Below are 19,538 nucleotides of genomic sequence, written 5' to 3' on the forward strand. Positions count from 1 at the left end.
GTATTCTCAACTAAAAAAGAGTGAATTGTTCTGAACTGAAAAAAGGATTCAGTTATAATGAACTAAATGATGGTTAAGTTATCCTGATAAAAAAAGTAAATCATTCAGGCTTTCGCGGATGTAAACCTATTCCTGATAAAAAAGATTTAATCATTCAGGCTTTCACGGACGTAAACCTATTTCTCACTACTACAGAATAAAATGAAATGGAGGTTTGCCCGAGAGAAAATTTCTCCCTCGAGCGACATTTTATATTGGATATTGAAAACTGGTTTGGTTTTTGAGTTCTTTTTTAAAGGAGAAAACTTTCTCACTCTTCATCTATGGCACTGACATACCTGGGAAATAAGAGCATGTAATTTTCCTGGTAAAACTTTCCATCTTTGCTGATATTGAGATTCCACATTATCTCCGGTTCTCTAGTTATTCCTTTAGCTTGAATTTTCTTATTCCTCCCTGGTTCACCTCTCGGTTTTAAGAGTTTGTTCTTTTTTCTCTCCTGATGGACATCTCCCGGGGCTGCACACTTCCCGGGATAAGCGCCAGCTGATTGCAGGTCTGTTTGCTTTGCAGGATAGAGGATTAATTTCTATCCACTTTAATTAAAACTCGAAAACTACGTAAGGGTATGGATTTGGGTAACAGGTCTTAGTTATGAAGATAATGAGCTCAAGCTATCTGGTTTTTATCTCTAACGTCCTGATTTGTGAGCCCTGTCCGGGCAAAGAAAAAATAAGGCTTTATATCCATTCATTTTTTGAGTCGGGAAGAACTAAATTTCTGTGTTTTCGGAACCAGACCCTCCAGGAAGTGGCTTTGCTTTCTTCCTCTCACGTACCCTTTATTTTTTCTTTCCCCAACAAAGGTTTCCATTTGGGCCGGCGTTCCAACTGGTGTTTCAACTGGTGGTTCTACAGGTGTTTCTACAGGTGTAATGCAGAGCCTATTCAGGCTGTAAACACTACGTCCACTCTTTCCACATCCCACAAAGCTCCCAGTTTTTCCATTACATCCTCTTTTATTGCCGAAGCAAACTGGTGGTCCGCAGGCAGGTCAACAACCACCCTTACTACTCCATCTTCGACACTCGTTTTAAGGATTAGATTCGTGCGGATAATGTCAAGACCGGTTAGTGGATTCATAACGTGCTTGAGCCTCCGCCGGATAACATCTTCAGTTGTAGGCTCTTTCTCAGTAACAAGCCCATGCTTTTCCTCGTAGTCACGGATTGCAGCACGCAGGCCCTCAACTGCAAGCACGGAGCAGTGGGCTTTAATCGGAGGAAGCCCTCCCAGTTCTTCAGAAGCCTGTTTCCATGTTATTTTCTTTGCTTCATCCAGAGTTTTTCCCCGTGCAAGGTCTGTGATTACAGATCCTGTGGCAATATTTGAAGCACACCCGTAAGATTCGAATTTTACATCTTCAATAACCTTTGTTTCAGGTTCTACTTTTATATATACGGCGACCATATCCCCACATGCCGGACTTCCTTCCAGGCCCTTTCCATCAGGATTCTCTATTTTCCCTACATTATGCGGGTTCCTGAAATGCTCCAGCACTTTTTCGCTATAAGGAAACTTTATAGTCTCACCTTTCCTTTCTACTTTCATCTTCCTCTCTCCCTTTCCTTTTCTTTTCCTGCCTGTTCCTGCCTTTTTTACGTGTTCTCTTTTCTCCTTCTTTCAGCTCATTTTTTCGCAAGCGGACTTATTTCCCTGAGCCTTGCCACAATTTCACTCATGGCATCAATTGCCGAATCCGCATCCTCCATACGGTTGTAACGCCCGAAAGTAAAACGTACCGAGCCGTGAGCCCTCTCATGGTCTCCACCAATTCCTCTTATCACGTGACTGGCTTCAAGGGAGCGGGAAAAACAGGCCGAACCCGTGCTAACTGCAAATCCTCTCATATCCATATGCAGAGTTACGGATTCGCCCTCTACATAGTGGAAAGTCAGGTTTGCATTCTGAGGCAGACGTTTTTTGCGGTTTCCATTGAGGGTGACCTCCGAGATTTCGGAAAGGGCTCTATCAATTACCCGATTCCTCATAGCTTCGAGCTGCCGGTTTTCTTCTTCAGTTACAAGCTCCACAGCTGTTGCAAAACCTGCGGCTCCGGGAATATTCTCCACGCCTGCTCTCATGTTAAATTCCTGAAAGCCCCCGTCCATGAATTTAGTTATGGGCGTGTCTTTCCGGACATAGAGTGCCCCTATTCCTCTGGGTCCGTGAATTGTATGGGCGGACAACGTCACCAGGTCTACGGGCAATTCCTTCACATTAAGGGGAAGCCGGGTAAAGCTGTGGGTAGCATCGGTATGCAGGAGCACGTCTTTTTCTTCACATATCTCAGAAATAGCCTTAAGGTCCTGGGCAGTCCCTATTTCCTGATTGGCGTACTGGATCGAGACAAGGGCGGTTTCTTTTGTAATTGCTTTTTTGAGCCCTTCAAGGTCTGCAAACCCTTCGGCATTCACATCCAGAAAAGTTACATCAAAGCCCTGCTTCTGGAGGGTTTTTGCCGTATTTAATACCGGAAAATCCTCTATCTTCGAGACGATAATATGCTTGCCTTTCTTTTCCCTAAGGGCCCAGGTTGCTCCTTTAAGCGCCATGTTGCTTGATTCCGTATCCCCTGAAGTGAACACAATTTCTTCGGAATCCGCACCAAGCCTTGAAGCTATACCTTCCCTGGAATTTTCCAGCCCCTCCTTTGCATCGATGCCCATAGAATAACCAAACTCAGACGTCGCTACTGCATAAGTATCAAAAAAGTAAGGCTTCATTGCTTCAAGCACCCTCTCATCCAGCCGGGTACATGCAGCATTGTCAAGATAAATCATATTTTCAAATATCTCTTCCCCCTCCTCAGATTAAACTCAATTTATATTGAGATTCGCAACCGAAACGGACGTGATGAGGTTTAAGAATCGAAGCAAAACCCACAAGTTCCGGACTAAAATGACAATTCTAAATCCGGAAATCCTTTCTGGATCAGATAAAGAGAGTTATGTTTGCATTTCTTGCTTCCTGGATATACGTGCCAACAGCTCCCCATTCGTCCACTAATTCCGTTCGAAGCTCTTCTTTTGTTATGCCCATTATCTCCATGGTCATTTCACAGGCTATGATCTTTCCGCCAAGTTCCTTGAAATCACTCATCAGCCTTTCAAGGGAAGCTACATTGGCTTTATCCATCCTCTTTTTGATCATCTGCCTGCCCATGCCCATCATATTCATTTTGGAAAGCGGCCCCTTTTCAAGTTCCCCTTTTTTAAGCCGCATGAGCCCCCAGAAAGTGAAGTATATGGAGGCTTCCATTCCCATTGCCAGGGCTCCGTTTCCTATTATGAGCGCACTGTATACCTTGTCCATATCCCCGCTATGCAGGACAATAACTGCTTTTTCCCCCATTTCCACTCCTTTTCCGGGCTTACCTCCGGATCTTTATCTCCCACTCTTTTCCTCCCTCTTTGTCTTCGATCTCCAGCACCTTGAGTCCCATCGCCTCACATGCCATGGGAATCTCTTTTTTTGATGCCGGATGCGTGCCCTTTACTATTACAAGGTCTCCTGGAGAGGCTCTTTTGAATGCTTTTCTGCACTCTACCAGCGGGACCGGGCAGGTCTGCCCTCTAACATCTACTTCCAGCTCTGCCACTGTTCTTACCCCCAAAGTAAGAGAAATGGAAGGTTTCTAAAGATAACTATGCCTTCTTCCCCTAAATTCACTATATTCCAAAAAATATATTATCGTTTCGTATTGAAAATATTATCCCGGAGCTGTCTCTTCTCTCTGGTTATTCACCTGTCTTTTGCCGGTGTCATTTTTTACTTAAAGTTTTTCTTTTTCCTCACAGGGCTTTTCTTATCTTTTCCGCAACTTCTTCCAGATTGGTAGTATCGGGTTCAGTCCATACAATTGATTTTATTCCTCGTCCTCCATCCCCTTTTTTTCTTGGAATAACGTGTACATGTACATGGGGAACTTCCTGTCCTGCTACTTCCCCGTTATTTATGCCGACGTTCGATCCTTCTGCTGAAAATGCTTTCTCAACCGCAGCAGTAACTTTTCTTGCAGCTTCAAAAAGCAGGGCAATGTCTTCTGCATTCATATCCGTAAAATTGCTGAAATGTTTTTTAGGAGCAACGAGCGTATGCCCCTCGCTTGCCGGGTAAATGTCAAGAAATGCGTAAACGGCATCATCCTCATATATCCTGTTTGAAGGGATTTCCCCTGATATTATCTTGCAAAAAAGGCAGTTTTCTGTCATACGGTATCCCCATAAAGGTTTAGGAGGGTACACTTATATCAGGATTCTGTTATCAGAGTTCTGTTATCAGAGTTCTGTTATCAGAGTTCTGTTTTCAGGGTTCTGTTTCTTGAATAAGTTTTTATTACAATCCGGATGCCAACTCTATTTTATCTATTCTAAAGTTACCCTGGAATCCATTTTTTAGCCTCGAATCAGAATCCGGAAGATTAAAATCAATATGATCGGTTATATTGCAGGTGCCCTGACAACTATAGCTTTTTCCCCTCCGCTTATAAACGCCCCGACAACGAAATCCACAAAAGATATATCTCTTCTAATGCTGCTTTGCTCGACTTCTTGCATGGTTCTCTGGCTGTTCTACTGAATCCAGGTAGACGATCCTGCAATAATTGCTGCAAACAGCGTCTCCGTTATACTGGCTTCATTCTCTTCCGGGACTCAAGCTTAAAAATGAATTTACAGGTTTAGTCCTTGAGTTCTGCAAAAAAATTTGAGGGTATAATTATAAAAATTCCTTTCTTTGGAAGTGACGTATAATGGTTCAGCTATATATTTAATATGAGGGCCAACTATATCCTTAATAATTATCAAATCAAATTTATATTAATTTCCGGTTCGACTTGCTTTAACATGGGGGTCTAAACAATGGGTAGAACCATAAGTGGCGCATTAATAGGTATGGTCTGTACTATAATTTTTTATTTTATTCCGGTCGTAAACTCAGTAGCTCCTTTTCTGGGAGGCTTACTGGCGGGTTATTATGCAGACGGAGGCTTTGGAGGAGGGCTTAAGTCCGGATTCCTTATGACGGTTTTCATGATAATCCCTGGCTTTCTTCTTGGGGGAGTCCTTGTGACCGTTCTGCGGGATGCCCCTGTCCTTGGGGGGTTTGTAGCAGCCTCTACTTTCATAATTACAATAGTTATCATAGCTCATACCGCGATAACAGGCATTATTGGCTCTGTAGTCGGGGCTCTTCTGGCTGGAAGAAAACTGGTCTGAAAATCGGTATGTTTAAGAGTTAAAAATCTGTCTCTTTTGAGCATAGAATAAATAGGGGTTGAAGAAAAGGAATCTTTTCAGATCTTTTTCTTCAGAACAAAGTACTCTGCAATGATCATAAACAGAGGCAGGGAAATAGCAAGAAGTATTTTAGCCATTCCCATCGGCTTTTTTCCTGTGCCGCCTTCTCTTTCTGCACTGCTGTTCAGGATTGCCTTCCCTTCGCCGTTCCAGCTTCTCAGAGTTTCCTGTATTCCATCTTCATCTCCTTCTACAGTTCCCTCTTCTCCCGTATATTCACTTATTGCAAATGAAGAATAACCAGGCGTTTTTGCCCTGAAATAAACATAGTTTTTGTCTTCACCTGTTTTTTTGGTGCTTAGCGGTTGCCATTTGCTATCGTACCACAGAAGGGTTATATTGGATTCATCAACACTGTTGTTTTTTATCCATTCCTTTTCAACTTTAAACCCTGTATAGCTGTTCTTAAGGGAAGCCGGAAGCCCTGCTCCTTTATTTCCCAGCCAGATGTTTAATTGCCTGTATATCCTGCCAGGAGGCTGCTTCTTTACAAAAATGGATTTTCCCTTAAGCACTTCTACGGTTGCTGTTGTTTTCTTAAAGGTCTTCATCGGGTCAAACTCGATATATGTGATACATGTGACGTTTTTCGCGAAATCATATTTGACATGGTAGCCACTCATAATGTTCCTTGTATCAAGCTCTTTGACCTCTACATTCTTAGCTGGCTCTTTGGAAACGCCACTTCCCATACTGCTGCTTTTCCTACTGGAACTGGAACCTGAATTGGAATCGGAGCTTCCTTCATTGCCGGGAGTAGTCTGTTTGGAGATACTTACAGTCCTGGTTAGTTCATTGTTTGTTTCGTCTTCCTCACGTATGGCATTTCCGTCATCTGCTACCATTCTCACATTTATGTTTCCTTCTGCCTCAGGAACCCAGTGAAGAGTACCTTTTGTGGTTTCCCCTACGGCAGTTGCTGGCATCGATACTTTACCGGTCTGAGTTACATTATTCCCGTTGATATAATATTTTAGCTCGCTGCTTGCCGAGTCCCTGAGCCCATTGTTCTTTATTGATATTGTGAAATTAATGTCATCTCCTACTCTGGGCGCTTCCGGGTTTAAAGAAAGCGACTCTACTATAAGGTCCGGAAGTATGGTTTTTACGTTTATAATTTTTGTGAATTGATTGTTATCTTCATTACTTTCATGAACGTCTGAACCAGAGTCAATAATTACTCTTACTTCCATTTGTCCTTCTCTATCCGGGACAAGAGAGAAGATGACATCTGCTCCTTCACCTCTTGAAAGAGCTGGAATCTGAATATCATCCTGTGTGGGGGCGGTTCCGTTAATATAATATTTTGCCCGGACTTCCTCAGAGGGGTACGTACCCCGGTTCTTTACTTTCAGGGTGAGGTTCAGGGTCTTTCCGAGTTCACCCTCAGCCGATTCAGGCACGATATCTTCAATTATCAGGTCAGGAATAAACTCTTTTGCTACTGTTACGGTGGATGTTTTTTCATTGTTCTCTTCGTTGCTCTCATCTACGAGGTAGCCCTCATCAACAACTGCTTTTATGTCTACAGATCCTTCTTCTATCGGAAACCATGTATATAAGGCATAGTTGCTTTCCTCCCTGGATAACCTGGGCACATTCCAGTAGTTAACAGCACTTCCGTTAATGTAGAGTGTCAGAGTTGTCTTTTGTGATGCCGATGTTCCCTGGTTCTTCACACTTATCCATATATTCTGATGTTTTCCTGGGCTGGGATTTTCAGGGAGTTCAAGAGTGTCTATTATCAGGTCCGGGAATCTGTTCTTTTTGAAAGTTATAAACCCCGCCGTTTTGACGTTATTATCCTCATTGCTTTCTTCCACTGAATCTTTTTCATCTACCTTTGCACTTATCTCCACTGTACTTTCAGTTTCCGATATCCATGAAAACGATATTTGTTCACTGTTTCCAGCTTCTATTTCAGGGACTGAGCTTTCTCCTATCTGACTCCCGTTGCTATAAAAAACCAGATTTGTTGTTCCTGAAGTTGCATCTCCCTGGTTTTTTACTGTTGCTGTGATGGTCACCTGTTCTCCGGTTTCTGGATTAACCGGGTTCCAGAAAAGATCCTCAATTACCAGGTCAGGCAGTAAAATAGTTATATTTCCGTCATCCTCGGAAGGTATGTCCTCAGCTGCAGCAACCGTAACAGGCATAATTCCAGGAATTAGCATTATTATCAACAAATAAATCAAATAATGAAAAAAACTTATTTTCATTTTTATTAGCCTCCGTCCCCACACATCTATGAATATAAATTTCTGGTACATCAGTAGCTTATTAACAAGTAGCTATATAATTCATCGAAATTAAGTTTCTTATTTTTATCTCGGAATAAATTTTCCGGTAAACTCCTGATCCAAAATATTTATACCTTGAACGAGGGTTACTTCGTACAATACGTTACTTCTCCTGCTTCATATTTAAGGCTCGACACTTTCAATTATCTAATCATTGAAAAAAGTTTGGCAGTTCGAGTATCAGCCTTCTTGAGGCTTTTCTCTTTGGGTTCTTGCAGGTTCAAACCTAACATAATATAAATTTATCTATATCTGTTTATTTCATCCAATTAACCAAATCCCGGAAGATTTTCTTTTTGAATCTATTACAGCTGCTCATTAATGTATCAAAATTCCGTAGTAGATGCCCTTTTATTTCTCCTTTCTCCAGATGTTACAGCTCATGAGTTGTACTATCTAAAATCTGCAAGCGATAGAAGGAGAGAAAAAGTCTAAAGAATTGATTTCTAAAATAGAAATGAAAAAGTAAACTATAAAACGAACAGTATACAACGTAATATATTACCTATTACATATAATATATATAATATAATTTACAAAATATATTATTTAAAATGTAATGTATATAAACACTCCAAAAAGATAACGTTTAAAAAGACTTAGACGATCAGGTATTTACTGTCCTTAATCTGAGCCCTACTGTCCACGCCAAGTATTTCGGCAATCTCAACGCCTTCGCTTCCTACATCGGAAAGACGGATATACATTTCAGCCTTTGAGATATACTTTTCAGTTCTTGTTCCGTCGGCTTCTTCCATTTTGATGGTAATTTCTTCTTTATTAAGCCCTTTTGTCAGACACTCATGGACGATCACACCGTACTGTTCGGCAATTACTTTCAGGCAGTCGAAAATCTGGTTTGTAGAGACGGCATCTTCTTCGTCAAGCAGGACTTTTGAAAGGGTATAGGTTCGGATATTTGTCCGGAGGTAATTCTGGATCTTCTCCGGAATTTTAGCAAGAACCTTCATATCTATAAGAGCACCAAGCTCTTTGTCGGCAGTAATCTCTTTATCATCTTCATATACAAAGTACTTGAGCCCGCTGCCTTCTATCCTGAACTTCCGGTTTGCTTTTTTATTTTCAAGAACAAGACGGATATTTCTTTCGCTGTCATATTCAAGGGAACTTACGAGAAACTCGGAGAGGTCCTGCATTTTTATTTTCTCTTCTTTTCGCAGGATTCCTGTCCTTGTCCATCCCGGCAGGCTCAAGCTATCAATAAGCCTCTCTACTGTCAGAGGCTCTTCTGTAAACCAGAGTTTATAATAGTATTGCAAGCCTGAAACCGAACCTTCTACTTCCCCTGAAACTCCGCTTATACTGCTGGAAAGCTCAAATCTCTTTTTGGCTCCATATATTCCTGAGATCAAAAAAGGATTGAGAACCTCAAGAACCTTGCTCTCAATTTTTTGACACTCCTGAGCGGTTCCATTTTCAATTTTTCTGGACTCTATTTCAAGAATTTCATGCTTTCGCCCGAAATTTTCATTGCAGGTGATCAGAATTGAGTCAGCACAGGGTACTAAATCCTCTGTACCTATCTCTTTTATTAATTTATTAACCAATGAGCTGAGTTTCTCTTCGAAGATATTCATTCCAGTTATTCTGTTGTTCAATTCATGGAGTGCTTCTTTATTTTTGCACTTAAGTTCTATTATGGAATTCTCCAGAGGGATTACTCGGGCAGTTATGTCTATGTATGATTTCAGATCTTCAATGAAATCCCTCTGTACAGGCAGTTCCGTAGAGTCCTGGTAAACATATTTCATAAAAAGCACCCTGGATATCTGAACTAACTTTCCAAATATTCTATGCCTTATAGCTATATAACATTTTATCCAGGATCTTCAGGCATTTTTATGTGACGTCCTACTCCCCATAAGAATGTGCCTTCACCCCGGATTTTTTCTAAAATTTTCTGGAAGGGGTTTACCCTTCCGGAATTCATAGAAGAACTTTTCGGACAGGGTCCAGAATCTCATTTATATATTTTGCAGCTGCATTTTTAAGGTCCATTGGGTGGACTTTTTCTTCTATAAAGTCACTTTCCATCTCAGCGTAACTGTGGTATGTGAGGTTTCCACCGAATTTCTCAGGCCTTTCAATAACAACTGTTTCGTATCTTGGGATGATATGATAGCGGAAAAGAGCAAGAATCGGGTTTTCTTCTACGTCTCCTATCTTGCAGAAAGCTTTCTTAAACTTCTTGTAGATCTCTTCTTCCGTATCATCTACTGAAATAAAATTGTCCTTTGAAGAAGCCATCTTGGTTCCGTCAAGCCCAAGGAGAATAGGAGTGTGAATACAGATCGGTGCTTCAAATCCGAGGTTCTTTAAATTTTCGCGGGCAAGCATGTGGATTTTCCTCTGGTCAATCCCTCCGACCGCCACATCCACTCCGAGCATGGCAATATCAATAGCCTGCATCAGGGGATATACCATCTGGGAAACTGTCGGGTCGTCCATTGCACGCCCTACTTCGTCCATGCTCCTCTTTGCCCTGTTAAGGGTGACTGTTCTTGAAAGTTTGAGCACATTTAACATGTACTCGGCTCCCAGCTGGAAGTCTGACCCGTAAACGAAATCAGTTTGTACTTCATCAAGCCCGAGAGCGATAAAGCAGCGCCGGTTGTAGTCTGCAATCTTCTTGACCTCTTCCAGAGTGCCTTTCTTGTTCATATAAGCGTGTACATCTGCAAGCAGGACAGTGATTTTGAATCCTGCTTTTTGCAAATCTATTAATTTGTTTACGGTAAGGACATGCCCCATATGGATTTTTCCGCTCGGTTCGTATCCTACGTAAGCACGGGGGGTTTCTTTATTTTTAAGGAGTCCTTCCAATTCTTCTTCGGTAACAATTTCCTGAACATTTCTTCTTATAAGCTCAAGTCTGTCCATTACATCTACATTCCTTTTCTTTTTTTATTCTGAAACACTTCAGTTTCTATTAATAAGTTTCTCTAAAAACGGTATCCCTTCTTCGGATTTGAATTTCGGGATTTCCCAGTTCTGAGTTATTTTTCTTCGCAGGGATTTTTCCTCTTTGCCAGATACCGGATTGAAACCATGGGTTTCATATTCTTCGTTTGATATAATGATTCCTCTCCTCTGCCAGGCAGGAAGCGCCGCAAGATTGATGCCTCTCTCAAAAAGCATCTCATGAATTTTCCATTCTTTTTTTCCTTTCAGACACTTTGCAGCTTCATTCTTCCCCACACCTTCGTTCCTGAGGGCATAGTATCCCCAGGCTGCCACAAAGTTGCGCCAGGCTTCCAGTTGCCTCCAGTGAAAGTACTCAGGAATTTCCTCTTTTTGAAGAGCTACCAATCTGGAATCAAAAGCTATGGGTTCTTCAAGCCGCAGTTCTATCGTAAGGGCACTTCCCAGAAAGCTCGCCACAACAGAATCTATTTTTTCCACCCTGCCGTCAAAAGGAAGGTCTGCGAAAAGAAAACTGACTTCATCTGAAAAAGTATAGGCAAAAAGAGGGCTTAAACCGCTTTTTTCGATGAAGAGTTCGGCAGTGTTCGCCATCGCTCTGGCGAAGGTTTTATCATAGGGTTTCTCAAAGCCCAGGCCTGAAAGTGTATTTTTGAAATTCCTGCCGTCAGCGCGCAAGACCACTGGCGGGATACAGCGCATTTCAGCATAGATTTCCCGGTTTTTCATATGACTTTTCGAAAGACCATTCAGTCTTCTTTCCTCTTTTTGTATCTCTGGATAACGTCTCTGATTATTATAATGTCTGCTGCTGTTATAACCCACCGGTAGGGAATAATAATACCTCTGCTGCTTAGATCAAAAAGTTCCCTGTTAATGTCCGAAACAGCAAGTCCTGTTACTTTCTGTTCCTCTACATCAATTACAAGGTCCTGCAATTTCCCTACATAAACACCGTTGTTTGTGTATATGCTTAGGCCAAAGAGTGATGTGAGTTCTTCGCGCATTATATCCCAGCTCTATTAATTAATTTAAGTTATCTATGCATCCTAAATTTATTTAAATATCTTCCTCTACCTTATATGAAAAACATACTTATATATCTTACAGTTTTACTGAGCTCTCTTCTCTATTAAAAATATAGTTCCAGATTCTACAGTTCTACTTAAACTTAATGTTTACGATTAACGAATTATCTATTGCCTTTCTCTGAGAAAAAGGATTTTTAATCTGTTTTCTATAATAAATACTCCGTGTTTAAGTTAGTCAGAGGTGGTGTTTTTCTCGATTTAATTTTTTTCCGAATTGTCCTGGCCGTGGGAATGGAAACTTTAAATTCATAGTGCTTTAGCAGGAAACCCGTTAAATCTTTAGATTTAGCGGGTAGTTAACTCACCTTCTCTTCTCCGAATTGATCAATAAGGATTAACTTTGTTTTTGTATTTTTTAGAGACATTTAAAAACAGAAATAAACTGGTAAATTGGGCAGGCTTCTGAGTTTCTTATAACCTGCCTAAAAAACCTGCCGAAAAAAATGTACTGATTTTTCCGTCAACTGAAACTTTTCTTTTGTTAAACCTTTCTTTTGTTAAACCTTTCTTTTGTTAATACTTACCTTTCAGCTCTGATCTGTTTATTACGCCTCTTATGGTTTATTTTTTGGTTTCTTTTTTATATGTCTAGCTGTGAGATTCCCCTTCTTATCGTTTCTGAGGATTTTCTTAATATCTCAGACTGGCTTTCATCAAGTTCGAGTTCCAGGATTTCTTCTATCCCATTTGCTCCCAGTTTTACGGGCACTCCGAAGTAAATCCCTTCCTGCCCATACTGTCCCTCAAGATATGCAGACGCCGGAAGAATGCGCTTTGAATCTTTAAGCACGGCTTCTGCCATGCGCACAATGGCTGCAGACGGGGCATAAAATGCACTTCCCTGTTTGAGAAGTCCTACGATTTCGGCTCCTCCATTCACTGTCCTTTCTACAAGCCTGGCAATTGTCTCATCCGGAAGCAGTTCCGGAAGCGGAACTCCCGAGATTGTGGTATACTGGGGGAGGGGAACCATAAGGTCTCCGTGGCCTCCTATAACCATTGCTTCGACATCCTTTTTCGAACACTTCAGTTCTTCTGCTATAAAGCTTGCAAAACGACCTGTATCAAGAACTCCGCTCATCCCGAAGACCTTTTTTGGCTCAAAGCCCGTTGCTTTCATAGCTACATATGTTATAATGTCAAGTGGGTTTGTGACATTTATAACAATGGAGTTCGGAGAATACTCTGCAATATTTCGGGATACCTCTCCTATTATTTTTGAATTGGTTTTAATAAGGTCTTCCCTGCTCATTCCGGGCTTTCTGGCAATCCCGGCTGTAATAATCACCAGGTCAGAGTCTGCAATGTCTGCATAATCATTAGTACCTGTTACCTGTGTATCATAATCATTTATTGCTCCTGCCTGCATGAGGTCAAGAGCTTTTCCCTGTGGTAGTCCTTCCACAATATCTGTCATGACAATTTCGCCCAGTTCCAGTTCAGCTAGCCGCTGGACTGTGGTCGCACCTACATTTCCTGCACCAATTACGGAAATTTTAGCCATTACTTGCACACCCGTATAAAAGATTCATTTGCAGGAAGCTTTCTCGACTCCTGCCTGTAAAAATCGATCCTTAATTTCTAATCGGTTTGGTGGTAACTATATCTTAGTATTTATTTTTTTGGCTTTCTAGAAGTCCTGAACTTGTGTTTTTTCCCCAATCTTATTAAGTTGAACTCTATAAATCCTCTTTATATTTTGCCCCCGAAAGAAATAAAGAATACTCTATATTATCACTGACTAAGTATATTAACCTTGTCGGTGTGGATCCGGAACGATTCCGTACGGCAAGGTCGACTCTTAAATACATGTCCGAACGAATTGACCCGGATTTATGTCTATTTAGTGAACATTTTCCCTGTTCTGATCATTTAATGTAGGGTTTATATTTATTGAAAGCCACTGTCTGCGTTCTATATCACTTTCAGTCCTCATGCAGTATTTTTATTAAAGATCACCTACAATGGTTCAGGGGAAAAATGCTAAAGAACACATATATTCACATTCCGGGCGTAGGAAAAGCTCTTGAGCAGAAGATCTGGGCTTCAGGAATAAATACCTGGGAAGAGTTCCTGGAAATGGAAGATAGAATCTCAATTCCTTTATCAAGGAAAACCAGAATATGTGACGAAATAAAGATGTCTTCTAGACATCTGGCTGCAAGAGATTGCTTCTTTTTTTCACAGCGTCTCCCTTCTGCAGAACACTGGAGGACTTATTCTCTGTTTTCTGACTCTGTCGCTTTCTTTGACATCGAAACCACAGGGCTTTCCCCCAGCAGGGACAGGATTACCGTTGTTGGAATCTATGACGGGAATGAGTCCAAAATGTATGTGAGGGGAATCAATCTTGATGACATCGTGGAGGAGTTTTCAAAATACAAGCTCCTCGTGTCCTTTAACGGAGCCCGCTTTGATATTCCTTTCATAAAATCCGAATTTCCCGAAATCGAATTCAAGCAGCTCCACATCGACCTGATGTATCCCCTCCGGCGTATCGGGTATGGCGGGGGTCTCAAAAATATCGAGAAGGTGCTCGGGATCTGCAGAAGTGAGGATACGGATGGTATGGATGGATTTGATGCGGTCCGGCTCTGGAGGAAGTATGAGAAGGGCGATAGGGAAGCTCTGGACCTGCTTCTTAAATATAACCGGGAGGATATAGTAAATCTGAAAACTATTATTGAACTTACTTACCCGAAAATGGTTGAAAAAGCTTTGAAGACGTGAAACAGTGCAGTTTTCCTCCCCTGATGTCGCCAAAAAGTAGAAATGTCAGCAATATGTATATATTGTCAGTTAATAACTTATACACTCCTATTGCTGTTCTGGATTTTGGCCTTACTGATTCACTGCTAACTTTTATGGCAAAATCTTGTATGTAAATCTTGTATGTAATTGAACAGGCTCGCTGTGGTATTGAACGTTATCTATATGCTCTGAAACAAAGGGGAATTTAATGGCAGTAACACTGAAGTTCGGGGATAAAGTCACTGTGGCGGATGTAAGAAAACTCCACGATATGGAAGATGTGGTATTTGATAGGGAATGGTTTGAAAGGGTAGATGAAAGAAATAAAGACATGTATTACATGTTCAGGGATCTTGCCAAAAATGATGCTGATCTTGAGAACATTAAAACCCACCACCTCAGATATGACATTACAAGAATCCCTCCCGGAATGCTTGGGTCAGAATATATTAAAACCGTAGGTCACTACCATCCGCAGGTTCCCGGAACCGATGTCTCCTATCCTGAGATTTACCAGGTGCTTGAAGGTTCTGCTACTTATCTACTGCAGAAAGTGGAGCCTGGAGAAGAGGACATTGTTCTGGATGTGGCAGTAATCAAAGCAGAAACAGGAGATATGGTGCTTGTCCCGCCCGGGTACGGGCATGTAACAATAAACGCTTCAGAAAAGAGTCTTGAGATGGCAAACTGGGTTTGCCGTGATTTCTCTTCGGTCTATGAGCCTGTAAAAAGACTTTCCGGAGCTGCCTATTTCCTTCTTAAAGATGGCTTTGCCAAAAACCCTCTTTACAGGGATATCCCATCCATTCGTTATGTCAAACCACTGAGCTTTGATGAACTCAGGCTTGATTCCGGAGAAAATATGTATGATCTTTTGCATAGAGCTGACAAACTAAGATTCTTAACGGCTCCGCAGGATTTTATGGGTTTCTTAGCGGGAGTGTTGTGAAAAGGATTCCGAGTTTCTCATGATATACACGAGCTCACGTTCTAATACATTTTTCCTGAAGACTCCTCTGAGAAACCTTTATTTTTATCTTTTTTTATTATAGCCTTTAAGGCAGGGGACTTACAGACAGAGGGTTGATGCCAATCGGGAGGATGTTTTTCTTCCATACTAATACACAACTTATAATAGGTATAAATACTTTCAATTACAGGAGGGTTGAAATGCAAAAAAATGGATACCGTATTCAGTTTACATCATCCCGAATCAGAGATCTCATGTACAGGACTACATTTGATCCGAAGAAAATGGATGGAGACGTCATACTTAATCTCTCGCTTATCGATAAAAAAGACTTGGACGATGTGCTCGGGATCTTCAAGATGGTTATCTCAAGCGGACTTTCCGTGACCCCTTACGTAAAAGTAATTTCCGAAGGGGAATCAATCGGAAACCTGACCATTGAAAACGGAAAGGTAGGGGTCGGGACTGTTTGCAGTATAACTATTGACGGCGTACTGCTAAAAGCAGGAATTCCTGTAAATCCGAAGCTTGGCGGTGTTGTCCAGATACGAAACGGAATTCCTGTACGTTTTACCGATGTGCTGACATATGTAAGTACAACTGTAGATCCCCTGGAAGTCCTGATGTCTCAGGGAATCACTTCCGTATCTGAAATGCTCAGGACAGGTTCAGGCAAGGTTCTCGCAAACCTGAGGGAAGCTCCCATGGTTGCAAGAGATGCGATTGAAAGTAGCCTTTCTGACCTTCTTGATGCAGGCTTCAGCGGAATTCTGGAAGTGGGAGAACCAAACACAAGAGTTCTTGATGTCCCTATTGAGAGAGACCACCTCGGAATAGTTGTCATTGGAGGAACAAATCCGATGGCTGTTGTGCAGGAGTATGGAATTCCTATAGACACAAGCGCAATGTCAAGGTTAATTTCTTTCAAGGAAATGAGCCGGATCGAAGATCTGGTCTGAAACCTGCTTATTACCTCTATTCCAGAAACCCCCGTCCTTCATTCACCGAGCCTTGAATTTGCTTTTCGTGGTATCCGGCTTTCCGGAATGATTTCCGGAGGGCAGCCTACATTATCTTGAATTTGCTTTCCGTCGAAGCTGTTCTCCTATGAAAAGGTCCAGCTTTCGGGCAAACTCTTCTTTTACGTTCTCAGGAATAGTTGCCCCTGCGGCAATATCGTGTCCGCCGCCTGCCCCGCCGACTTCTGCCGAGACAGTTGACATTGCTTCAGATAAGTTTACTCCTCTGCGGATCAGGTCCTGCGTCCCTCTTGCTGAGACCTTAACTCCTCCCTCTGTTTTTGCAAAGGCAATAATTGGAAGATTCCTGTTTTCAACTATTGTGGAACTCATGCCTGCAATTATTCCTACAATGGTTTCCTTTATCTGCGAACCTGCATCAAAGTACTGGATGTTATTGAGCTGAGTAATGCCATTTTCTTTTACGTACAGAAGCCCGTTAACGAGGTTTTGCCTGTGTTCAGCAAGCAGTTTTTTGGCATCTTCGTAGGCGTTTTCCCTGTCCCCCATGCAGACTGCAAGCCCGATGTCAGCATGGTCGTACCGGGCAGTAGCATTGAGAAGAGTGGAAAACTCTGATGCATCTCTCATTTCCGTTCCTTCCTTTTCATTGAGAAGGACGTACACCTCGCCTATCAGGCGCTCGATCCTGTATGACGGTATTCCTGATTTAAGGCAATACTGGATAAGCCCTGAGACAATTTTCTGTTTTTCCGAAACCTCAAGTTCTATCCAGCGCCTCCAGCGCTCGTCCTGACTGTGGCGAATATTCAGGGAATGAAGAAATTCTATGCAAGCTTCTTCATCTCCGGTAAGTCCGGGAAGGTAAGGATCGGAAGAGTACTGCAGAAGTTTGTAGATTGGGCGGGTCTGCTTTCCGAACAGGGTCAGGTCTTTTTTGAATTCGAGGTTCCCTCCTCTCACTCCTTCTTCCAGAATTTCCCTGTTAATTCCTACAAGCTGCCCCATTTTCAGGTGCTGCATATCCCCTACAGCCCCTACTATGGCAAGTGAGGAAAGGTCCCTGTTTTTTCCGAGGGCTGAAGCCAGAAGGTAAGTGGTTCCAGAACCGCTCAGTTCGTAAGAACCGTTCGCCCCAAAAAGGTGTGGGTTGAGGTGAAACTCCAGAGTTCCCTGAGGCTGGTGGTGGTCTGAGACAACAGCATTGATCCTGCGGGATTTTATATGTTCGCACATCCCGCTTCCGAGATCCGTAAAAACTATTAACTCATGGTTTTCGTCTGCGAGAGTGTCAAGGGCTTTTTCATCGAGTTGCTTTACAAAACGTGCTGTATATTCGATATTTCCCCTTTCAAGAGCTGTGCAGATTATCCCTGCAGAAGTCAGTCCGTCTGCATCTATATGAGATACTACATGCACTGACCTGTGTTTTCTTATCTCTTCGGCACACCTGCCGGCTTCTTTTCTAAATGCTTCCATAATTTCAGTCATTACTTTCTCCGAGATTCTCTGCTAGCTTCAGTTTAACTGTCTTTTTCCCAGCGATTTTTTCTTCCCCATTCTTTAGGGTTTATCATGTAATCTTTTCCATCTCTTTTCATTTCCGGAAAATTTCGGATTTCCTGTATTGTTAGTTTAAGATTTTTTGCATGATAACTCTTCTCCAGCTCTTCCCAGGGGACCATATATGCTTCCCTGTCATGACCTGTCCCGAGGCGAAGCTCTACTGCAAGGAATCCCCTCCTTCCCGATCTATTCAGGTAGTCTGAAATCCTGTCTATTTGATGGATGCCTTTTTTGTCTACAGTAAAATGCTGGGTGAAGTAAAGTGCGTTTGCTCCTTTCTCCACAGAGATACTTTTACATTCGATCCCCAGGTACAGGTCAGGGTCAAGGGAATCTACAAGCACGTCAAGGAACTGAGAAGTAAACCTGTGTTGCTTAAGCCGGTAGGAGATGGCTCTTATGCCTTTTTCCTCAATGTATGCGTTAAATGAGTTTACAAGCACATGTTCGAACTCGGTCATAAAATCCGTTCTCCTGTTTTTCTCTATTTTACTTAAGCTTTTTATTTAAAACATAAGGGCAATGCCCGGGTTTATTTTCTATTTTCTTTCGGATAGCAAAGATGATACAGACGGGAAACATATTATGAATTCCAGTAGCACTATAATGCATGTGGACAATAGATAATGAATGCTGGTGGCACAGGTATGCATACCGAAGACAGATAATATGGGTTTTAGGGTAGGTTTCTGGTAAGAGTAAAGATGTTATCGGTCAGGCACTGATAAAAGTAATGCATATCAGGCTCAGTAATATTTCTACATCAATAATATTCTTGTATCACTGGTAGTTGCTAAAATGTACTGATGTATGAAATAAGGTTCCTGTATGAGAAAATATCTAATTACATCTAATTTGTTATTTCTAAAAGAAATTTTTATCCTGAAGGATAGTTTTCTTTAAAAGCTTGCTGGTGACTGGAACTCTTAAATTAATTAATTCCGAGAGACACGTTTTCCGATACATTTTTTCCTGCATCAGCTCTGGAACTTATAGGATTTGCTTCAGGATATGTCTCTGAATATTTAAAAAAAGTTTAAGCAGGGAATTCTGCCGGAGAATGAACGCCGATCAGAATTTTGATCGGCTTATTTAGAACTTTATTTTAATTTGATATGATAAAGGTTACAAACTCCGGGCTGAGCCTTGTTTCCCTTACAAGTCTTTCTATAGTGTCTTCATCGGAGTTTCCCTCTTCTTTCAGTTCCTTTATACGGTCAAATACATGTTGGGAAACTTCGGAATATTCGTTAATGTCTTTTCTGTGGCCCCACACATCGCCCTCAAGCAAAGCAATGTTCTGCATCGATAGATACATCTGTGCAGAACTGGAAATCGTTCTCTTGTATGAGCTTGGGATGTGGATCGCTTTTACTTCTGGACACTTCAGAATGAGCTTAAAAATGTCCTTGTTGGATGGTCTGAATGCAAGATGGACAATTTCCTCATTGAGTTTTAAAGTGTCAATTTCTTCTTTTGAGCTTACAACTCTAATTTTCATTTTTATCACCGCTCTTTCCAGGTTTTTTAGAGTTTGTTTTAGGGTTTGATTTAGGGTTTGATTTAGGGTTTAATTTA

Annotated in this window: 18 protein-coding genes; 4 read left to right on the plus strand and 14 right to left on the minus strand. The window is 41.6% G+C overall.

What is annotated here, in order from left to right; all coding sequences use genetic code 11:
- Positions 1 to 947: 947 nt before the first annotated feature.
- The 5 genes from EO98_RS01235 to EO98_RS01255 form a co-directional block, all read right to left on the minus strand.
- Positions 948 to 1,610, minus strand: coding sequence for an iron-sulfur cluster assembly scaffold protein (locus EO98_RS01235; protein ID WP_048143041.1), 663 nt, complete (start codon positions 1,608 to 1,610; stop codon positions 948 to 950).
- A gap of 77 nt (positions 1,611 to 1,687) precedes the next feature.
- Positions 1,688 to 2,842, minus strand: a complete 1,155-nt coding sequence (locus tag EO98_RS01240; RefSeq protein WP_048143043.1) for a cysteine desulfurase family protein — start codon at positions 2,840 to 2,842, stop codon at positions 1,688 to 1,690.
- Positions 2,843 to 2,993: 151 nt separating this feature from the next.
- On the minus strand, positions 2,994 to 3,413 hold the full coding sequence (locus EO98_RS01245; RefSeq protein WP_048135831.1) for a DsrE/DsrF/DrsH-like family protein: 420 nt from the start codon (positions 3,411 to 3,413) through the stop codon (positions 2,994 to 2,996).
- A 19-nt stretch (positions 3,414 to 3,432) separates the two neighbouring features.
- Entirely contained in the window at positions 3,433 to 3,660 is a 228-nt protein-coding gene (locus tag EO98_RS01250; protein WP_048135830.1) for a sulfurtransferase TusA family protein, read from the minus strand.
- A gap of 193 nt (positions 3,661 to 3,853) precedes the next feature.
- Positions 3,854 to 4,273: an HIT family protein gene (locus EO98_RS01255; RefSeq protein WP_048135827.1), complete on the minus strand. Its 420-nt coding sequence runs from the start codon at positions 4,271 to 4,273 to the stop codon at positions 3,854 to 3,856.
- 648 nt (positions 4,274 to 4,921) lie between these two features.
- Between EO98_RS01255 and EO98_RS01265 the strand changes: the two genes are divergently transcribed.
- Complete coding sequence (locus EO98_RS01265; protein WP_048143045.1) at positions 4,922 to 5,278, plus strand: DUF5518 domain-containing protein; 357 nt, start codon at positions 4,922 to 4,924, stop codon at positions 5,276 to 5,278.
- Positions 5,279 to 5,355: 77 nt separating this feature from the next.
- On the opposite strand, the gene EO98_RS01270 is transcribed toward EO98_RS01265, so the two are convergent.
- The 6 genes from EO98_RS01270 to mdh form a co-directional block, all read right to left on the minus strand.
- Positions 5,356 to 7,533, minus strand: coding sequence for a CARDB domain-containing protein (locus EO98_RS01270; RefSeq protein WP_235283903.1), 2,178 nt, complete (start codon positions 7,531 to 7,533; stop codon positions 5,356 to 5,358).
- A gap of 725 nt (positions 7,534 to 8,258) precedes the next feature.
- The gene (locus EO98_RS01275; RefSeq protein ID WP_048143049.1) at positions 8,259 to 9,431 is read right to left on the minus strand and encodes a hypothetical protein; all 1,173 of its coding nucleotides are present in this window, start codon (positions 9,429 to 9,431) and stop codon (positions 8,259 to 8,261) included.
- 175 nt (positions 9,432 to 9,606) lie between these two features.
- Positions 9,607 to 10,560, minus strand: a complete 954-nt coding sequence (locus tag EO98_RS01280) for a tyrosine--tRNA ligase (protein WP_048143051.1) — start codon at positions 10,558 to 10,560, stop codon at positions 9,607 to 9,609.
- Positions 10,561 to 10,599: 39 nt separating this feature from the next.
- The gene (locus tag EO98_RS01285; protein ID WP_048143053.1) at positions 10,600 to 11,331 is read right to left on the minus strand and encodes a tRNA(His) guanylyltransferase Thg1 family protein; all 732 of its coding nucleotides are present in this window, start codon (positions 11,329 to 11,331) and stop codon (positions 10,600 to 10,602) included.
- Positions 11,332 to 11,351: 20 nt separating this feature from the next.
- Positions 11,352 to 11,609: a PRC-barrel domain-containing protein gene (locus tag EO98_RS01290; RefSeq protein WP_048143055.1), complete on the minus strand. Its 258-nt coding sequence runs from the start codon at positions 11,607 to 11,609 to the stop codon at positions 11,352 to 11,354.
- A 664-nt stretch (positions 11,610 to 12,273) separates the two neighbouring features.
- Positions 12,274 to 13,197, minus strand: coding sequence for a malate dehydrogenase (gene mdh / locus EO98_RS01295; RefSeq protein WP_048143057.1), 924 nt, complete (start codon positions 13,195 to 13,197; stop codon positions 12,274 to 12,276).
- 476 nt (positions 13,198 to 13,673) lie between these two features.
- Between mdh and EO98_RS01300 the strand changes: the two genes are divergently transcribed.
- The 3 genes from EO98_RS01300 to nrpRII all read left to right on the plus strand — a co-directional run bounded on the left by EO98_RS01300 (position 13,674) and on the right by nrpRII (position 16,373).
- Entirely contained in the window at positions 13,674 to 14,423 is a 750-nt protein-coding gene (locus tag EO98_RS01300) for a ribonuclease H-like domain-containing protein (RefSeq protein WP_048143059.1), read from the plus strand.
- 229 nt (positions 14,424 to 14,652) lie between these two features.
- Positions 14,653 to 15,393 carry a glucose-6-phosphate isomerase family protein gene (locus EO98_RS01305; protein WP_048143061.1) on the plus strand — a complete coding sequence of 247 codons (741 nt, stop codon included), beginning with the start codon at positions 14,653 to 14,655 and terminating at the stop codon, positions 15,391 to 15,393.
- A gap of 221 nt (positions 15,394 to 15,614) precedes the next feature.
- On the plus strand, positions 15,615 to 16,373 hold the full coding sequence (gene nrpRII, locus EO98_RS01310) for a global nitrogen regulator NrpRII (RefSeq protein ID WP_048143092.1): 759 nt from the start codon (positions 15,615 to 15,617) through the stop codon (positions 16,371 to 16,373).
- A 111-nt stretch (positions 16,374 to 16,484) separates the two neighbouring features.
- Here the strand turns inward: nrpRII and EO98_RS01315 are convergent, their stop codons facing one another.
- The 3 genes from EO98_RS01315 to EO98_RS01325 form a co-directional block, all read right to left on the minus strand.
- On the minus strand, positions 16,485 to 17,885 hold the full coding sequence (locus tag EO98_RS01315) for a DHHA1 domain-containing protein (RefSeq protein ID WP_048143064.1): 1,401 nt from the start codon (positions 17,883 to 17,885) through the stop codon (positions 16,485 to 16,487).
- A 32-nt stretch (positions 17,886 to 17,917) separates the two neighbouring features.
- On the minus strand, positions 17,918 to 18,421 hold the full coding sequence (locus EO98_RS01320; RefSeq protein WP_048143066.1) for a hypothetical protein: 504 nt from the start codon (positions 18,419 to 18,421) through the stop codon (positions 17,918 to 17,920).
- Positions 18,422 to 19,065: 644 nt separating this feature from the next.
- Positions 19,066 to 19,461, minus strand: coding sequence for a DUF1699 family protein (locus EO98_RS01325; protein ID WP_048136055.1), 396 nt, complete (start codon positions 19,459 to 19,461; stop codon positions 19,066 to 19,068).
- Positions 19,462 to 19,538: the final 77 nt, after the last annotated feature.

This window comes from Methanosarcina sp. 2.H.T.1A.6 (assembly GCF_000979455.1).
GTDB lineage: Archaea > Halobacteriota > Methanosarcinia > Methanosarcinales > Methanosarcinaceae > Methanosarcina.

Excerpts from the sequence above, each read along its gene's own strand:
- EO98_RS01245 (WP_048135831.1), bottom strand. The coding sequence starts at position 3,413 with ATGGGGGAAAAAGCAGTTATTGTCCTGCATAGCGGGGATATGGACAAG.
- EO98_RS01325 (WP_048136055.1), bottom strand. The coding sequence starts at position 19,461 with ATGAAAATTAGAGTTGTAAGCTCAAAAGAAGAAATTGACACTTTAAAA.
- EO98_RS01300 (WP_048143059.1), top strand. The coding sequence starts at position 13,674 with ATGCTAAAGAACACATATATTCACATTCCGGGCGTAGGAAAAGCTCTT.
- nrpRII (WP_048143092.1), top strand. The coding sequence starts at position 15,615 with ATGCAAAAAAATGGATACCGTATTCAGTTTACATCATCCCGAATCAGA.
- EO98_RS01255 (WP_048135827.1), bottom strand. The coding sequence starts at position 4,273 with ATGACAGAAAACTGCCTTTTTTGCAAGATAATATCAGGGGAAATCCCT.
- EO98_RS01290 (WP_048143055.1), bottom strand. The coding sequence starts at position 11,609 with ATGCGCGAAGAACTCACATCACTCTTTGGCCTAAGCATATACACAAAC.
- mdh (WP_048143057.1), bottom strand. The coding sequence starts at position 13,197 with ATGGCTAAAATTTCCGTAATTGGTGCAGGAAATGTAGGTGCGACCACA.
- EO98_RS01315 (WP_048143064.1), bottom strand. The coding sequence starts at position 17,885 with ATGACTGAAATTATGGAAGCATTTAGAAAAGAAGCCGGCAGGTGTGCC.
- EO98_RS01280 (WP_048143051.1), bottom strand. The coding sequence starts at position 10,560 with ATGGACAGACTTGAGCTTATAAGAAGAAATGTTCAGGAAATTGTTACC.
- EO98_RS01235 (WP_048143041.1), bottom strand. The coding sequence starts at position 1,610 with ATGAAAGTAGAAAGGAAAGGTGAGACTATAAAGTTTCCTTATAGCGAA.
- EO98_RS01285 (WP_048143053.1), bottom strand. The coding sequence starts at position 11,331 with ATGAAAAACCGGGAAATCTATGCTGAAATGCGCTGTATCCCGCCAGTG.
- EO98_RS01270 (WP_235283903.1), bottom strand. The coding sequence starts at position 7,533 with ATGCTAATTCCTGGAATTATGCCTGTTACGGTTGCTGCAGCTGAGGAC.
- EO98_RS01240 (WP_048143043.1), bottom strand. The coding sequence starts at position 2,842 with ATGATTTATCTTGACAATGCTGCATGTACCCGGCTGGATGAGAGGGTG.
- EO98_RS01265 (WP_048143045.1), top strand. The coding sequence starts at position 4,922 with ATGGGTAGAACCATAAGTGGCGCATTAATAGGTATGGTCTGTACTATA.
- EO98_RS01320 (WP_048143066.1), bottom strand. The coding sequence starts at position 18,421 with ATGACCGAGTTCGAACATGTGCTTGTAAACTCATTTAACGCATACATT.
- EO98_RS01275 (WP_048143049.1), bottom strand. The coding sequence starts at position 9,431 with ATGAAATATGTTTACCAGGACTCTACGGAACTGCCTGTACAGAGGGAT.
- EO98_RS01305 (WP_048143061.1), top strand. The coding sequence starts at position 14,653 with ATGGCAGTAACACTGAAGTTCGGGGATAAAGTCACTGTGGCGGATGTA.